Annotated in this window: 17 protein-coding genes and 1 pseudogene; 8 read left to right on the top strand and 10 right to left on the bottom strand. The window is 58.7% G+C overall.

The window, feature by feature from the left end:
* Window positions 1-9: 9 nt before the first annotated feature.
* The 6 genes from AC1RT6_RS12950 to AC1RT6_RS12975 all read right to left on the bottom strand — a co-directional run bounded on the left by AC1RT6_RS12950 (window position 10) and on the right by AC1RT6_RS12975 (window position 4,331).
* Complete coding sequence (locus tag AC1RT6_RS12950; protein WP_079448069.1) at window positions 10-798, bottom strand: phosphatase PAP2 family protein; 789 nt, start codon at window positions 796-798, stop codon at window positions 10-12.
* A gap of 47 nt (window positions 799-845) precedes the next feature.
* Window positions 846-1,322, bottom strand: a complete 477-nt coding sequence (locus AC1RT6_RS12955) for a hypothetical protein (RefSeq protein WP_079448070.1) — start codon at window positions 1,320-1,322, stop codon at window positions 846-848.
* 68 nt (window positions 1,323-1,390) lie between these two features.
* Window positions 1,391-2,662 (bottom strand): dual-specificity RNA methyltransferase RlmN, encoded by a 1,272-nt coding sequence (rlmN, locus tag AC1RT6_RS12960; protein WP_244553567.1) that lies wholly within the window; start codon window positions 2,660-2,662, stop codon window positions 1,391-1,393.
* Between the two features lie 63 nt (window positions 2,663-2,725).
* Window positions 2,726-3,274, bottom strand: coding sequence for an invasion associated locus B family protein (locus AC1RT6_RS12965; protein WP_079448071.1), 549 nt, complete (start codon window positions 3,272-3,274; stop codon window positions 2,726-2,728).
* 259 nt (window positions 3,275-3,533) lie between these two features.
* Window positions 3,534-3,911: a YkvA family protein gene (locus AC1RT6_RS12970; RefSeq protein WP_079448138.1), complete on the bottom strand. Its 378-nt coding sequence runs from the start codon at window positions 3,909-3,911 to the stop codon at window positions 3,534-3,536.
* 96 nt (window positions 3,912-4,007) lie between these two features.
* The gene (locus AC1RT6_RS12975) at window positions 4,008-4,331 is read right to left on the bottom strand and encodes a 4a-hydroxytetrahydrobiopterin dehydratase (RefSeq protein WP_493029503.1); all 324 of its coding nucleotides are present in this window, start codon (window positions 4,329-4,331) and stop codon (window positions 4,008-4,010) included.
* Window positions 4,332-4,722: 391 nt separating this feature from the next.
* Here AC1RT6_RS12975 and fdxA point away from each other — a divergent pair, with 391 nt between their 5' ends.
* Together fdxA and AC1RT6_RS12985 are read left to right on the top strand one after the other, a co-directional pair.
* Window positions 4,723-5,061, top strand: a complete 339-nt coding sequence (fdxA, locus tag AC1RT6_RS12980; protein ID WP_079448139.1) for a ferredoxin FdxA — start codon at window positions 4,723-4,725, stop codon at window positions 5,059-5,061.
* 6 nt (window positions 5,062-5,067) lie between these two features.
* Complete coding sequence (locus AC1RT6_RS12985) at window positions 5,068-5,448, top strand: DUF488 domain-containing protein (protein WP_079448073.1); 381 nt, start codon at window positions 5,068-5,070, stop codon at window positions 5,446-5,448.
* Window positions 5,449-5,581: 133 nt separating this feature from the next.
* Here the strand turns inward: AC1RT6_RS12985 and htpG are convergent, their stop codons facing one another.
* Window positions 5,582-7,495 carry a molecular chaperone HtpG gene (gene htpG / locus AC1RT6_RS12990; RefSeq protein ID WP_079448074.1) on the bottom strand — a complete coding sequence of 638 codons (1,914 nt, stop codon included), beginning with the start codon at window positions 7,493-7,495 and terminating at the stop codon, window positions 5,582-5,584.
* A gap of 495 nt (window positions 7,496-7,990) precedes the next feature.
* Between htpG and AC1RT6_RS12995 the strand changes: the two genes are divergently transcribed.
* The 4 genes from AC1RT6_RS12995 to AC1RT6_RS13010 all read left to right on the top strand — a co-directional run bounded on the left by AC1RT6_RS12995 (window position 7,991) and on the right by AC1RT6_RS13010 (window position 11,174).
* Window positions 7,991-8,653: a PepSY-associated TM helix domain-containing protein gene (locus AC1RT6_RS12995; RefSeq protein ID WP_079448075.1), complete on the top strand. Its 663-nt coding sequence runs from the start codon at window positions 7,991-7,993 to the stop codon at window positions 8,651-8,653.
* A gap of 10 nt (window positions 8,654-8,663) precedes the next feature.
* Window positions 8,664-9,176, top strand: a complete 513-nt coding sequence (locus tag AC1RT6_RS13000) for a DUF2271 domain-containing protein (protein ID WP_079448076.1) — start codon at window positions 8,664-8,666, stop codon at window positions 9,174-9,176.
* A gap of 163 nt (window positions 9,177-9,339) precedes the next feature.
* Window positions 9,340-10,149 (top strand): DUF4198 domain-containing protein, encoded by an 810-nt coding sequence (locus tag AC1RT6_RS13005; RefSeq protein ID WP_079448077.1) that lies wholly within the window; start codon window positions 9,340-9,342, stop codon window positions 10,147-10,149.
* A gap of 8 nt (window positions 10,150-10,157) precedes the next feature.
* Entirely contained in the window at window positions 10,158-11,174 is a 1,017-nt protein-coding gene (locus AC1RT6_RS13010; protein WP_079448078.1) for an FAD:protein FMN transferase, read from the top strand.
* 168 nt (window positions 11,175-11,342) lie between these two features.
* On the opposite strand, the gene dusA is transcribed toward AC1RT6_RS13010, so the two are convergent.
* Window positions 11,343-12,434 carry a tRNA dihydrouridine(20/20a) synthase DusA gene (dusA, locus tag AC1RT6_RS13015; protein ID WP_079448079.1) on the bottom strand — a complete coding sequence of 364 codons (1,092 nt, stop codon included), beginning with the start codon at window positions 12,432-12,434 and terminating at the stop codon, window positions 11,343-11,345.
* 790 nt (window positions 12,435-13,224) lie between these two features.
* Here dusA and AC1RT6_RS13020 point away from each other — a divergent pair.
* Complete coding sequence (locus AC1RT6_RS13020) at window positions 13,225-13,464, top strand: hypothetical protein (RefSeq protein WP_079448080.1); 240 nt, start codon at window positions 13,225-13,227, stop codon at window positions 13,462-13,464.
* Between the two features lie 443 nt (window positions 13,465-13,907).
* Here AC1RT6_RS13020 and AC1RT6_RS13025 read toward each other — a convergent pair whose 3' ends face one another.
* On the bottom strand, window positions 13,908-14,177 hold the full coding sequence (locus tag AC1RT6_RS13025) for a hypothetical protein (protein WP_079448081.1): 270 nt from the start codon (window positions 14,175-14,177) through the stop codon (window positions 13,908-13,910).
* Window positions 14,178-14,522: 345 nt separating this feature from the next.
* Here AC1RT6_RS13025 and AC1RT6_RS13030 point away from each other — a divergent pair, with 345 nt between their 5' ends.
* The gene (locus AC1RT6_RS13030) at window positions 14,523-14,723 is read left to right on the top strand and encodes a hypothetical protein (protein ID WP_472790671.1); all 201 of its coding nucleotides are present in this window, start codon (window positions 14,523-14,525) and stop codon (window positions 14,721-14,723) included.
* Between the two features lie 195 nt (window positions 14,724-14,918).
* Here AC1RT6_RS13030 and AC1RT6_RS13035 read toward each other — a convergent pair.
* A pseudogene (locus AC1RT6_RS13035) lies at window positions 14,919-15,662 on the bottom strand (autotransporter outer membrane beta-barrel domain-containing protein); the annotation flags it as partial.
* Window positions 15,663-15,696 lie beyond the last annotated feature (34 nt).

A 15,696-nucleotide genomic window follows, 5' to 3' on the forward strand; every position in this document is an offset into this window, starting at 1 on the left:
TCCGAACACTCATACCGGCTTCTCCGGCGCGGGTACGGGGCCGACATCACGGCCTCGCCATCGCTGCCGCGCCCGATAGCCGGGCCAGGCGAAGCGGGTCAACGCGGCATCGATCTCTGCGTCGCTCTTGCGAGTCGATGGCCAGCGGTAGATGTAGCCATGAACCAGCCAGATCACCAGAAATGCCACCAGACCCGCCGTCGCCACGTCGGTGAAGAAATGACCGCCGAAGGCCATCCGCAGCACACTGGTAACTGCGCCGAACGTGATCGCACCCGCATAGGCCAGCGGTCGCCAGACGGGTGGCGTCAGCGCCGCCGGCGCCAAGGTCCAGAACGCGGTCGCACCCTCGCCGGAAAAGAAGGAACAGTTTCTGCCGCATTCGCCGCGTGGGTCCCACCATGGCATGAATTTCCAGGGGCCATTGAATTCCGTCACCATCACCGGCCGCGGCCGCCCCCAGTAGCTCTTGAACGTCAGGTTAGTCAGGATTCCTGCGCTGAGCAGCATCGTGATGAGTAGAAATGCAACGGCCCGACCAGACATCATCAGCGGACGATCCGGGCGGAACATCTTGACGACCAGCGCGATGATCGCAGGGACCGCGAACCCCCACGCCACCCACATCGCGGCATTGCGCGCGAACGAGGCGAGCGCATCTGACTTGAGCGGAAAAGTCTTGGTCGCGGAATCATAAAACAGCGCCGCGAGGTGAAGGTCGTATTCGGGATGGATCCCGAACGCGACCCCGATCACGAGCGCAAGTCCAAGCGCAATGATTAATCCGGCGCGGTTCATGAGCGCGGTTTAGCCGACGGCAACAGGCATGAAAAGGCCAAGGCGGCTCAGGTCCGCAACGGCAAATCCGGAGGCCGCGGATCGCGTGGAGCTTTCCGCCACACGCCGGCATTCCGCCCCGCGATCAGCCAATAAATGAAGCCGGCGATGACCCCCGCTCCGGTCATGATTTCGAGATGGCGGCGCACGATGCCTTCAAAATGCATGGTCCCAGGATCGAACGGAATCAGGCCAAGGTAACAGGCCGCACCACAAATCGCACCACCAACGGCGTAGGCCAGTATGCCCCGGATAGAGAAGGCTTCGGTGAGGAGGACCACGATCATCGCCGGCAGCAACGCAAAGCCGCTGGCGAAGATGAATCCGAATCCGAGAATGATGTCCAGCGTATCCGGGTTGGGCGGTGCGACATCGAGATTGCTGAACTCGGGATACAGCAACGCCACCACAATGATGGTGCCCGCAACGAGGCACGCCGCGAGGAGTCCGAACAGAATCGCGAACAGCCGGCCTATCAGGGACAAGAGAAACTCAATCGGTTTTTGGGCATGATCTTATCCGAAAATCGGTTCCCACGTTCCGGGATCATGCCTCAATCCGTCATCGCCATGGCACGAAGCGCCTGACGCTCACGAGCCGACAACTTCTCGGTTTCGGACTTGAGTTGCCCGCAGGCGGCCAGAATGTCGCGGCCACGCGGCGTACGCACCGGGGAGGAATACCCGGCATTGAACACGTATTCGGAAAATTTCTCGATCTGATCCCAGTCCGAGCATTCGTAACGCGTGCCCGGCCACGGATTGAAGGGAATCAGGTTGATCTTGGCGTGGATACCCTTGAGCAGCTTCACCAGCCGCTTGGCGTCGTCGAGCGAATCGTTGACACCCTTCAGCATCACATATTCGAACGTGATCCGCTTGGCGTTGGAGGCCGCCGGATAATCACGGCACGCCTGCATCAGTTCGGCGATCGGATATTTGCGGTTCAACGGCACCAGTTCATTGCGCAGCTCGTCGCGCACCGCATGCAGCGAGATCGCCAGCATGACGCCGATCTCCTCGCCGGCGCGAACGATGTTCGGCACCACACCGGACGTCGACAAAGTGATACGACGCTTCGAGATGCCAATGCCTTCATTGTCGGCGACAATCAAAAGCCCATCGCGAACCGCGTCGAAATTATAAAGCGGTTCGCCCATTCCCATCATCACGATGTTGGTGACAAGACGATTGCCGTGCGGCGTCTCGCGGTCGGCCCAGTCGTTCAAACGATCGCGTGCAACCATGATCTGGCCAACGATCTCACCCGCCGTCAGATTGCGCACCAGGCGCTGGGTTCCGGTGTGGCAAAAGGAACAGTTCAGCGTGCAGCCGACCTGCGACGATACGCACAGCGTGCCGCGGTCGGTCTCAGGAATGTAGACGCATTCGACTTCATGCGGCTTCTCGAGATCATGACCGCTCGGCAGCCGCAGCAGCCATTTGCGTGTTCCATCGCTCGAAATCTGTTCGGCAACCACTTCGGGCCGATCGACCGTGACGTGTTTTTCCAATTCGGCGCGCAGGTCTTTCGACACACTGGTCATTTCGGCGAAAGTTTGGACGCCGCGGACATACATCCAGTGCCAGAGCTGCTGCACCCGCATCCTTTGTTGCTCCCGCGGGATGCCGATGGTGGCGAGCCGTTCGGAAATCTCCGCGCGCGTGAGGCCGATCAGTGACGGCTTCGCGGGCGGCACGTAGGTTTCAAGCGCGACTTTCTCCAAAGGAGCGCCACCGGTCGCCGTTTCGGGCGCAACCGGTTTGCTCGCGGCGATGGCGATCTCAGTCGACACAGTGCTCAGGTTGCCGGGCGTCTCATTCATGCGCATGACATAAGCTTTCCAGGCCCCGCTGAAAAGCCGACAAATGCTGCAATGGTAACGGCGCTAGTGCTTGCAATCCTGCACGATTTTGTCCAGCGCCTGAGACAGCCCCTTGAGGGAAAAGACGTCCGTGGTTTGCGTTCCCTTGGAAGACACGCCCTTGACGGTCGCGTCCGTGCCCTTGCGCATGGCATCGATCAGCCGGTCTTCATCGGCGGCGTTCTTGATCCAAATGCCGTCGCCCTGGGCGTACATTGCGTAGCTCGCACCGGCGACCTCGAGCGTGGCTTCCGAACCCGGTTTGAGTGTATAGCCCATCGTGACCGACACTTCGTTCGTCACTTTCTCGGCCGGCCGGGTCGAAACGAAGGCGTAGGCCGGATCGCGCGGCCGATTGGGCGGATTGGTCTTTGAGGATGTCGGTTTGGCGAGAGCGAAGCACACCTTCTTGCCACTAGACGACGCGGTATACGCACCCCACGCGCCGAACTGTCCGAGCAGCGTTGGCTCCGAACTGCCGGCTGTCGGTGCGCTGAATGCGGGAGCAAGGCCGAGCCCACCTGCGAGCAGACTTCCCACCAGAACTGTCAGCAATTGCCGCATAGACATCATCAAATCTCGTCCTTCATCATTTGTGACTGGAAGATGGCTTGACGTGCGCGGTTCACACGTCATCGGGAATAACTGGAAACGCCTGATTTGTGAAGGCGGTCCATCCTTGCGGCTTGCGTCACGATTCGCAAGCTCTCTGCCTCGCCTCGTTGGGCTGCAACAATAAAGTCGCGCACGGTCGCGTGAGGGAATCACGCATCCATAGCGACCGCGACGAAAGCGTCGCCTTCGCAATGAAGCGCAGCATTGTTCAAGGCGGTTACGCCACTTCGTTCTTTATTCCGCGCTTCAATGCCGCGCGCGCGGCCTCACGATGCTCTGGCGTGATATGCGCAGCCACAATCCTGATCGCCGTCGCAAGCACCGCGGCATCGTCGGTGAAGCCGAGCACCGGCAACATGTCGGGAACAAAATCAAGCGGCAGGACGAAGTAAGCGATGGCGCCGAGCAGGGACGCCTGCACATGACGCGGCGTCTGCTTGTCGAACGCGCAATAGTAGGCGGCCAACAGGTCTTCGGCGAACGGCACATGAGCCACGACGCGCTTCAGCTTGCTCCAGAACCGCCGGCGCACGCTGTCGCGATCCTGCGCCAGCCGATCGGCTGGCTCAAATCCCACACTGTGTTTCGATGCCATCATCCGGGTTCCTGAAACATCATGGCGCGGTTCGCCAAAATCGTCTTTACCACGTGGGAACTCTGTTTCTCCGTTGCAAGATCGGCATTGGCCCGTTCACGTCCCCAGGGGCTGTTTTGCGATCGCGTTCATCGCATCGGCGAGCTTGATGTCGCGCTCGGTGACGCCGCCGGCGTCGTGGGTCGCGAGCACGACCTCCACCGTCTTGTAGACATTACGCCACTCCGGATGGTGATCGCTCTTTTCGGCAACCAGCGCGACACGCGTCATGAAGCCGAAAGCCTCGTTGAAATCCCGGAACGTGAAAGTACGCGTAATGGCCTCGCGGCCCGCGACCCGCGACCAACCCGACAGCTCATTGAGCGCTGTTCTTTGTTCTTCCTCCGACAGCCGCTTGGCCATTTTTGTCTCCTTCTTGATTGGAACATTCGCTCGCTTCGTATTGACCCGTTTTTCGGGCGAAGCGGTACCCGCCACGCGCAAAAACTACATGAAATGTTGCTTCCTGGCTGAATCGAGCATATAAGGGCTATTCACAATGTATCTTATAAGAAGAGCGTGCTGGATTACGGCCTCGCCGGAAATCTTGCCCTGGAACAACCGGAAGGCATTGGATCCGGTCCTATATCGTCGTAATCCCGCACCGGGTCGGCCAGCGTTCCTGCTGGCAGGGTGACATGATCATCTTGGCTGCGGTCTTTGTTTAGGTATACGACCTATATCGGGCATGGGTATTCGCGGAAATCGCGCTTACGTCAGGTTTCCGCCGATGCCCGTCGCGCTTCTATCCTGCCTTCGCGGAGTCTTGGAGATGACCTTCGTTGTCACCGAAAATTGTATCAAATGCAAATACATGGATTGTGTAGAGGTATGTCCGGTCGACTGCTTCTACGAAGGCGACAATATGCTCGTCATCAATCCTGATGAGTGCATCGACTGCGGCGTGTGCGAGCCTGAATGTCCGGCCGAAGCCATCAAGCCTGACTCCGAGCCGGACCTTGAAAACTGGCTCAAGCTGAACGCCGAATATGCCGCGGTCTGGCCGAACATTACGATCAAGCGCGATGCTCCCGCCGACGCGAAATCTTTCGACGGCGTTGCGGACAAGCTGGAACAATACTTTTCGGCAAATCCCGGTCAGGGCGACTGAGCGAAGGTGCTTGCGGTCAAGAACATCAACGTGAAGCGAGCCTATGAGGCTCCCGATACGGATGATGGCACGCGGATACTGGTTGATCGCTTATGGCCCAGGGGTCTCCGAAAGACGGACGCCGCTATCGATCGGTGGATAAAAGGCATCGCGCCCAGCACCGATCTGCGCAAATGGTTCGGGCATGATCCCGCCCGCTGGCAGGAATTTCGGCAGCGATACGCGGATGAGATACAGGAACACCCGGAAGAGCTCGACGAACTGCGCGCCTGCGCACGAGCCGGCCGGATAACGCTTGTCTTTGCGGCTCACGATGAAACACGCAACAATGCGGTGGTCTTGAGAGACGTTCTTCTCGGCCGTATCAGTTCGAGCCTTTCCTCTTGATGGAATCTGACGCGTTTTTTCACGCGAACCGTTCCATCCTCGGGTCAGCCTAAGGACATGCTTCGCTCGAAACGCCATAGCCATGCCCGCCGCACAATCATTTACAGGTTTGATCGCTCACATCGAGCATCCATCAATCGCTACCCTCCGCGGTCGAACGACGCAGTCCCCGCTCGACAATGCGGGCAAGACGCTTGGAAAACTCAAGTGCATCACTGGGGCGATCGCCGTCGAGAACGCGCGCGTCGTCGAGCAGCATTCGCGCGGTGTCCTCCTTGAACTCGCTATCACTTTCCCCGAGCGCTGCCAGCGAAGCGATCAGCGGATGACGCGGATTCACCTCGAGCACCGGCTTGGATACGCCGGCCAATTGTCCAACACCGACGAGAATTTTTTCCAGTTGCCGATCATAACCTGACTCGGACGCGACAAGGCAGACCGGGCTGTCGGTGAGACGCTCGGACGAGCGAACGTCCGAAACCAGGTCCGCGAGTGTCGTCTTGAGGAAGGCAAGGAACTCCGCGACACCAGCGCTGACGTCCTGCGAAGGCTCGGGGCTCGCGTCGAGGCGCGAAATTGCCGCCAGATCCGCCGCTCCCTGCGTCACGGATTTGAACGGCTTTCCCTCGAAGCTCGGTCCAGACGTGACCCAAAAGCTGTCGACCGGATCGGACAGCAGCAGGACCTCCACGCCGCGGGCGCGAAAGCCCTCCAGATGGGGCGAAGCTTCGAGACGCGCGGCATCCTGCCCGGCGAGATAGTAGATCGAGGTCTGATTTTCCTTCAGCGCGCCGACATAGTCCTTGAGGCTTCGCAACGATCCGGCCGTGGTCTTGAAGCGTGAGAGCCCCAGGATGGTGTCGCGCCGGTCGGCGGCATCGTAGATGCCCTCCTTGAACATCGGACCGAAGGCCTCCCAGATTTTCCCGTAAGCCTCCGCGTCTTTGTCGGCAAGCTTCTCCAGTTCGCTGAGGATACGGCCGGTGATGCTTTTCTTGATTGCGGCCAGGATCGGGCTTTCCTGAATCATTTCGCGCGAGATATTGAGCGGAAGGTCCGCCGAGTCGACGACACCGCGCACGAATCGCAGATAGCGGGGCAGTAGATCGGCATCGTCAGTGATAAAAACGCGCCTCACGTAAAGTTTGAGCTGCTGCTTCTTGTCCGGCTCGAACAGATCGAAAGGCCGGTTTTGCGGTACGAACAGGAGCGCCGTGAACTCCTGTCGTCCCTCGGCGCGGAAATGCACCGTCAGCGCGGGTTCGTCGAATTGGCCTGCGACGCTGCGGTAGAAATCGGCGTATTCGGAAGCGTTAATCTCGCCGCGCGGCTTGGTCCAAAGCGCCGCGCCATCGGCAATCTCGGTCGGAGCGGCGCCGGGCTTCTCGACAAGTGCGATCGGGACCGGCACATGACCCGATTGCTCCCTGATCATTTGTTCAAGCTTCAACCGATCAGTATATCCCGTGGCGTCTTCGGTAAGATGAAGCGTCACACGGGTTCCTCTCGCAGGGGCTTCGCTTTCATCCACAGGCGTAACCGTGAATGTGCCCTTCCCATCCGATGACCAGCGCCATGCCTCTTTGGCGTCCGCACGCCGTGAGATCACATCGACCTGATCCGCCACCATGAAGGCCGAATAGAAGCCGACCCCGAACTGACCGATCAGAGTGACGCCGTCGCCCGACTCTGCGGCCTGAGCCTGCTCAATGAAAGCCTTAGTGCCTGACCGGGCGATCGTTCCGAGGGCGTCGACCATCTCGTCCCGGCTCATGCCGATACCGTTGTCCTCGACCGTCAGTTGCCGCCGTTCCGCATCAATGGTTATGCAAATCTGCGGCCTGGTCTCGTCTGCCAGCAATGTGGGATCGCTGATCGCTTCATAACGCAGACGCTCGCAAGCGTCGGCCGCGTTCGAAATCAACTCCCGCAAGAACACGTCTTTGTCGGAATAAACCGAGTGCACCATCATCTGGAGCAGCTTGGCCACATCCGCTTCAAACACCCGGCTTTCGGCCGCACCATCCTTGTCGATTGTCGAAGTCATATTGTTTACCCTCGATCAACTTGACGCAAAAATCAGCGTGATTCAGAAACTTGAAATTGTTGTTTCCGCGGATCCGGTCAAGCGAAGTTCTGAACCACTCACACGATAAGATGCTGGTGTCTCTTTGAGACTGAAGTTCACATCATAGGTTTGCAAAGAATACGCGAATTCTGGAACCGGAACCGGGGATGATATAGAAAAAATGCGGGCGTCATTCCAGTGCGTCGCGCCTTGCGCTTAGCCTCGGCCTGTCAGCCGGACGGGAAGGGTGAGGGGCTCGATCAAACCCCTCTTCGATGGTCAAACCGCAACAAAACTATGCCAGCCAATGTCCGGGGAAACTCGTGCGCCTCGGAACGGGGCACTCAGTTTAGAACAAACCTAATTTTGTGCTGTAGTAAAGCCAGGTCGGCTTCGCTAAACAATTTTCGCCTACCTGAGGGGTGCCGCCCGCGCCTCTTGAATTTGCGGAATTCTGGCCCGGCGACGAGATAAATGGACAATCCGGATCGATTGACTGTCGAGGGCAACGAACTCTGGCAGCGAAAGAAGCGTCGCGCTTTCTTTATTAATCAGCTCTATCAGTGGCATTGGATCAGCTCAGGCCTCTGTTTGATCGGTATGTTGCTGTTCGCCCTGACCGGAATTACGCTGAACAATGCCGGTCAAATCGAATCCAAGCCCGCGGTTGCGATGCGTCAGGCACAACTGCCACAAGCGCTGATCGCCGACCTGACGTCTGATCCAGGCGAAACCAAGGCGGCTCTGCCGCCGAGTATCAGCGAGTGGTTGCGGCGCGAGGTCAACGTCAACACCGCCGGACGCGACACTGAATGGTCGCCCGATGAGGTTTATGTCGCCCTGCCTCAGCCTGGCGGCGACGCATGGCTCAGCATCCAGCGCGACAGTGGTGCGGTGTCGTATGAGGTCACCAGCCGCGGCTGGATCGCCTATCTCAATGATTTGCACAAGGGTCGCCACACGGGCAAGGCGTGGAGCTGGTTCATCGACGTGTTTGCCGCCGCCGCAATCATTTTCTGCCTCACCGGCCTGTTGCTTCTGCAGCTTCATGCCAAACGACGTCCGGCCACCTGGCCCGTCGTGACCATGGGACTGATTATTCCGACCCTGCTCGTTGTTTTTCTCATTCATGGCTAGAAGGTAAACAATGCGTCTCCTGATTTCCGCCGCACTCTCGACCCTTGCCGCAGGCTCGTCGCTGGCCTCCGAGGCGACGATCAGCATAGATATTCCCCAGCTCGCCGTCGCCGAGTACCATAAGCCTTACATCGCCATGTGGGTGGAACAGGCAGACGGCGGCAAGATCACCAACCTCGCCGTGTGGTACGACGTCAACCACAAGAAAAACGAGGGTACGAAGTGGCTCAAGGACATGCGGCAGTGGTGGCGCCGCTCGGGCCGCGAACTGACGATGCCCGTCGATGGATTGTCCAGTCCAACCCGCGCGCCCGGTACCCATCAGATCAAGTTTGATAGCGCCGGCAAACCGCTCGAAGGACTGACCCCCGGCAAATACCAGCTCGTCATCGAGGCCGCTCGCGAAGTCGGCGGCCGTGAGCTGCTGAAAATCCCATTCGAATGGCCGCCGAAAGCCCCGGCAACCAGCGAAGCCAAGGGTGAACGTGAGCTTGGCACGGTCACATTGAAATTGAATCCATAGAGCTTTCGCTTCTGATGAAATCAGAAGCGAAATTTCTCAATTCGATCTGACGCGTTTTCTTCACGAGAGCCGGTATTCACGTCGTTCGAAAACGCTCTGATCCGCGCCTACGAAGACGCCGTGCATTTATCGCTTTCACAGCTTTCATGGAAAGGATTTCGCCATGACCAACCACCTCAAGTTCGCATTGATCGCTGCGGCGGTCTCGCTGCTTGCCCTGCCCGCGCAGGCTCACCGCCCCTGGCTGCTGCCATCGGCAACCGTGCTGTCCGGCCCTGACCTCTGGGTCACGGTCGATGGCGCCATCTCCAACGACCTCTTCTATTTTGAGCATAACCCGTTGCCGCTCGACAACCTGACGATCGAGGGCCCCGACGGCAAAGCCGTCGCGCCGGAGAATCTGACTAAAGGCCACTTCCGCAACACCTTCGATTTCAAACTGGCGCAACCCGGCACCTACAAATTGATGTTGACCCAGCAGGGTCTGTTCGCCAGCTATAAACTGGACGGAGAGAACAAGCGCTGGCGCGGCAAGCCTGACGAACTAGCCAAGGCCATTCCCGCCAAGGCGACCGACGTAAAGGTCACGGAAAACCGCAGCCGAATCGAATCCTTCGTTACATCGGGGAAGCCCTCAGTTGACACACTGAAACCAACCGGCGTCGGACTCGAGATGATCCCGGTGACGCATCCGAACAGTCTGATGGTTGGAGAGAAGGCGACGTTCCGTCTCGTAATGGACGGCCAGCCCGCCACTGGTGTAGCGGTGGAAATTGTTCCCGGCGGAATCCGCTATCGCGATACACTGAACGAGAGCAAGGCAACGACCGACGAGACCGGCACCTTCAGCATCACCTTCCCGGATCCCGGTTTCTACTGGATGAAAGCATCAGTGCAAGACGACAAGAGCAAGATCAAGGACGCCCAGCGCCGCAGCACTTACATCACCACGGTCGAAGTGCTGCCGCAGTAACCACGCCAATGACGGTGTCGATCACGCGGCGTGTGGCTATCCCGACAATCCCGGAGATGCCGCACGCTGCACCTGCGGGCGAGCGCATCCGAGAGCTGGCCGGCTCGACCATGGGCACCACCTGGTCGGTCAAGTTTGTTGGCTCGTCGACCAGCGTGCAAACGGTGCATCGGATGATTCCGCTGGCCCTCGAGCGCGTGATCGCGCAGATGAGCCCGTGGGAAAGCCAGTCCGACATCAGCCGGTTTAACCGCTTGGCGCTGAACCAATGGCAGAATCTGCCACTGGAGTTCGGCCGCGTCATGGCGAGCGCGCTGCGCATCGCGGCGGAATCCGGCGGCGCCTACGATCCCACCATGGGAGCGCTGGTCGATCTCTGGGGTTTTGGCCCGAGCGGCTCGCGCGTCTCGCCACCACCGCCGGATGAGGTTGCTCGACGCCACCGAGAATGCGGATGGCAACAGCTTGACCTCGATACCAGCGCCCGACGCCTGCGGCGATCCAATTGCGGACCGCTTGATCTCTGTGGCATCGCCAAAGGATTTGCGGTCGATCTGGTGGCGGAAACGTTGGGCGAGCTTGGGATTCACAACGCATTGGTAGAGATCGGCGGCGAATTGCGGGGCAACGGCGTCAAACCGGACGGCAGCCCGTGGTGGGTCGAGATCGACCGACCGGAGCGGTCGACGACCGATGTCGCCGCCGAACCGATTCTGGTCGCATTGCACCAGCTTGCGATCGCGACGTCCGGATGCGAACGCGGTTTCACACGCGGCGCGGACCACTTCTCCCACACCCTGGATCCGCGAACCGGATGGCCGATCGCTAACGGCATGATGACTGCGACGGTCCTGCATCGCTCGTGCATGGAAGCGGATGGCTACGCCACGGCGCTGATGGTGCTGGGACCGGACGCCGGTGTCGATTTCGCCGTCAAGCACGAGCTTGCGGCGCTTGTCCTCTTTAGGCACGGCGATGCCGTCACTGAACTGACCACACCGGCTCTCGATGCCATGCTGGCGTAATCGTCAGATCGCCGCCTTTGTTGACGAACCTGGAATATAAACGTGGTCATACTTCTCGAACGCGACGTAGCGGCATGTCGCGCGGATAAAGATTCCGATTTTTCGTTCGGCAGGCCGAGAGCCTCGCAGTCGCCCGAAGAGTATTCCTTCCGCTTTATGTCGGACCAGCTATGCCGACGTGGCGAGCTTCGGCGTGCTGGTGATGGTCCTGATCGTGCGCGCGCTCTGAGCAGCGCGTTCCGGCCCCGAGCTATCCACGTTTACGGAATACGCCGGAAGCTCATCCACCAGCGCAATCGCCTCCCGCAGAATATCGACACCGGCATCGGCCTTCACAGCGTTCTCGGCAAGATAGCGTCGAAACGCTCGCCCCCCTGGCACGCCATGAAACGCGCCGACAAGATGCCGGGTGATGGAATGCAACCGCGCGCCGCCTGCCAGTTGATCTTCGATGTAGGGTATCATGGCCTCCAGCGCACGCTTCATCGTCGCGTACAGAGCTGCCTCGCCGAAGAGCTCGGTATCGACTTTCAGCAGAAGCCGCGGCTCGTGATAGGCGGCGCGACCCAGCATGACGCCATCGGCATGCGCCAGATGTTGTTTCGCTTCCGAGATCCCGCCGATGCCACCGTTGACAATGATAGGCAGGTCGGGAAGCGAGGCCTTCAACCGGTAAACCCTGTCATAATCGAGCGGCGGGATATCACGGTTTTCCTTCGGAGATAATCCCTGGAGCCAGGCTTTCCGCGCGTGGACGATCAGCGCATCGACGCCGGCGTCGTTGACCTTGCGCGCGAATGTGTCAAGGCCTGTTTCCGGATCCTGGTTGTCGATTCCGATTCTGCACTTCACGGTGACCGGAATAGACACTGCGCGTTTCATGGCGTTGACAGTCTCGGCAACGACGTCCGGCTCAGCCATCAAACAAGCCCCGAACCGGCCGTCCTTCACCCGGTCTGACGGGCAGCCGACATTCAGATTGATTTCGTCGTAACCGAAATCCTCGCCGATCTTTGCTGAAGTAGTGAGATCAACCGGATTCGATCCGCCAAGCTGGAGCGCGACCGGGTGTTCGACGTCGCTGAACCCAAGCAACCGATCGCGCGCGCCATGAATCACCGCGCCGGTCGTGAGCATTTCGGTATAGAGCCGCGCCTTGCGCGCGAGCAGGCGATGGAACACGCGGCAATGCCGATCGGTCCACTCCATCATCGGGGCGACACTAAATATGGATTCGTATCTTTTTGCGGGTTTTTTCATTCTAACCAATATCTTACAGGCGCGGATGAAGAAGCGCTGTGGACTTGAACGCATTCCACGCTGGGCGATGCAATCGACAAGTACATCGCCATGTCGCGGAAGGAAATCGGTAAAACGAAAACTCAGGTGCTGCGGTCGATCAGACCTGCCGCATTGCGAACATGGATTGCACCGACATCATCACAACATCCCTACGGATGTTGTATCGCGGGGCCATCGTGACACTGACAGGTCGCCGCAGACATCGCCTTGAAGTATGCAGCGCCGCGCAGTTGCGCGGCCGTCATCACGAACCATCGCCGCCAAGATGACGGATCGTCGCATGGATTCTCTGGTGATCTTTCGAATATGATCGGAGAGCCGGGAGGCGTCCGGCTAGGGGCTGCCGGTCCATCCCCCCAGTGTTGGTACCGGGCCGGCAGTCCCGATCAGGCAGGTTCTCTCTCTCAGAGCAACGATCCAACAGGCGCCAAACGCCATCTGAACGACGAAGGCGGCAAAACGAGCGCTCACCGCCACAACGTTCCCGGCACAGGTTTTCTATTTCTTCGTCGGCTTGCGCTGAACAGGAGGAAGCGCATAGTTCGCGACTAGGAGCATTGTGTTTGAAACGCTAAAGAGATTCCAGATCCAGATGGAACGAGCACTTAACCAAATCGTTGCACAACTCTGCTACATAGAAAGGATACTCGGGTAATATTTCGTGAGTCATTCATCGACTTCATCGCTATTGTTCTGCCACGTTTGCCTTTTGAAGTAACAATCGAGTCGACCCAAAAGGAAGAATGCTATGCGGAACTCAGATATCGTTTGGAACTCAGAGATCGTTGAAGATCAAACGAAGCTATTTCTGAGCAAGTTGCAGAGCTTCGAGAAGTTCTCGGACCACGAAGTTTCATTCGGTGTGATGTGCGCCGTTGAAGATTGGTTGACCACTTTGCAAGGTGTGGAACGTAGCCACGCGGTGGAATGCCTGCACGAACTTGCCGAACGCATCCATAGCCCGAGTCAGTCATCTGAGATCGGATGAAGCGGACCGCGAACATGTTCGCGGGTTGCCAGCACGGACGAACCAGGGCACCAAAGAGTGAATGGGTTAACTGCCGTATCGGCCCCACCGTGTTCACGGGAATCGCCCTTCAACGAAGTTGGGACGCTTGCAAGCAGATTACGTTGTGAGGCACTGCGATATAGGTAGGGTGATTCACGGCGTCTATCCTGATAGCACGCGAACGCGAGCAGAGCAGCACGTCGCGCGCCGTTTAAAGTGCCGATGATCCCTTGGCGGTTCACCATACTTTTAGCAAGACCGCACTCGCGAACTCACCGCTGTCAGCGTCGTCGGTACTGCTTCCACTGCATCGATATGCCCCTTAGCTCACGCCATTGCTCGGCATCTCGTCTCGTAGCATTTGCGCCGGCGCAATCGACCGCTTCGCGCGAAATGGCGCACTTTCGAATTTGTCCCGAGACTTATTTGTACACGGGAACTTCTCCCTTGATCGCCTCTTCCATGTGCGCGACCGCTTCGCGCCAATACGATACAACAGCGCTCCAATCCACATCCCTGCGAAGTTCTGCAAAATCCTTCTCGTCATAGGTCACGTATTTATCGACGATTTCGCGAAGTCTGTTACGGCTAATGGACGTTCCACCGCCGTTTGCGTAGGCATGCAGGTCATGAATTGCAGCGAGTATGTCGTCAGTGAGCAATGCGGCTGCGAAAACCATTTCAAAGTCCATTTCTCAATCTCCACGGGAAAATGCCAACGAATGACGCTACCAAAAATTCACGAGCTGCAATATTTGTATCAGAACCTAAGTTTTTCATGCAATTGGCAGGCGAGCACAAGGCGACGGATCGTGGCGCGTCTGTGGACTCGCACCGCCAGACACGATTCAGTTTTTGGGACCGTTTCGACGGGCGGTGGCTCGCAGCGAAAGTCTATCTATCAAGAATCGGCCGAAGGCTTGCCGGCGCTTCGTGGGCCGATTGATATAGATCGGTTTGGACGACGCCTGATGAAGAGATAAGTTAGTTTGTGAATGAGCGAACGATTACGCCAGTGTCGTGATTTTCTTGTAGGCATGATTGCTGGCATCGCAATGGGGATCCAGCAGAACTTCGTCCTTGCGCCGGCTCATGCCCACCTCAACCTAGTCGGCGGCGTCCTGCTGTTTCTGTTCGGCCTCTGCTACAGGATGATCCGGCCGCAGACAGAACAACGCTGGCCCGGATTCAGGGCTGGCTTCACATTTTCGGCGGCATTCTGCTTCCAGCCGGAATAGCCCTCGTGATTGTGGGGGGCACAGCCTATCAAGCGGCGCCCATCGTTGGTTCGCTTATCATGGTTGCCTGATCGATCATCGTTCCCATGAGCCGATTGCTTCTGGCCACCCTGGCCTTGGCGCGATCGAAAGCCGAGTTCGAGGGTGTTTAGAAAGCGCCCCCCTCTTCAGATACGGCTTCTGAAACGATGCCGCTTACCAAGAGTACCTTAGCACCGCTTTTCCGGCATAACTCTCGACCGTGTTGGCGAACTCGCCTTCAAAGGTGCCGGCGACCGCGAAGCCGTTGGCCCAGCTCATTTCAGCGGCAGCCGTTACCAGTGCAACGTTGGCGGGTTGCGCCGCGCCGTTGACGACAAACGACGCGCCGGGCAGCGACTGGAACGTCGCTGAGATCGAGGGATTGGTGCCGAAATTATGAGCCCAGGCCGCGCGGCCACGCAATGTGAAGATAGCATCGGTGAGCGCGAACAGATTGCCGCCGCCGCCCTGCTCGGCATAGGCCGGCAGATCGTAGCTGGTGAACTGCCCCGCGGCATAGGGCGTGATGCCCGCCAATGGGGTGGCAATGCGGTAGCCGCCTTCGAGGCGCCCTGAGAAAGCATTGGCGTTAAAATTCGCACGCAGCCGCTCGATGCCATTCGCCATCACGATGCGATCCGTGGTGACGTTCTGCCAACCATAGGCCAGCGCGCCGCTGAAATAGGCATTTCCGATACGGTGACGCGCATCGACACCGACCTGGAATAGATCGGAGCGCCCCGTGCCGAACCCGTTGTCGACGCGGAATTGGGTTCCGCCGCCGGCCATTGCAAAGCCAAACATCGTATCCGGCGATACTCGGTAATCGGCGCCGACGACGCCACCATAAACACTGCTGGTCGCGGTGTTAGAGCCGACAACGCTGTTGCCGTCGGTGGTCTGCGAACCTCCAAAGCCCGCCGCCCAAACGCTCCAGCGTTGACCGAAGGTC

Source organism: Nitrobacter sp. MLSD-S21, from assembly GCF_058809865.1.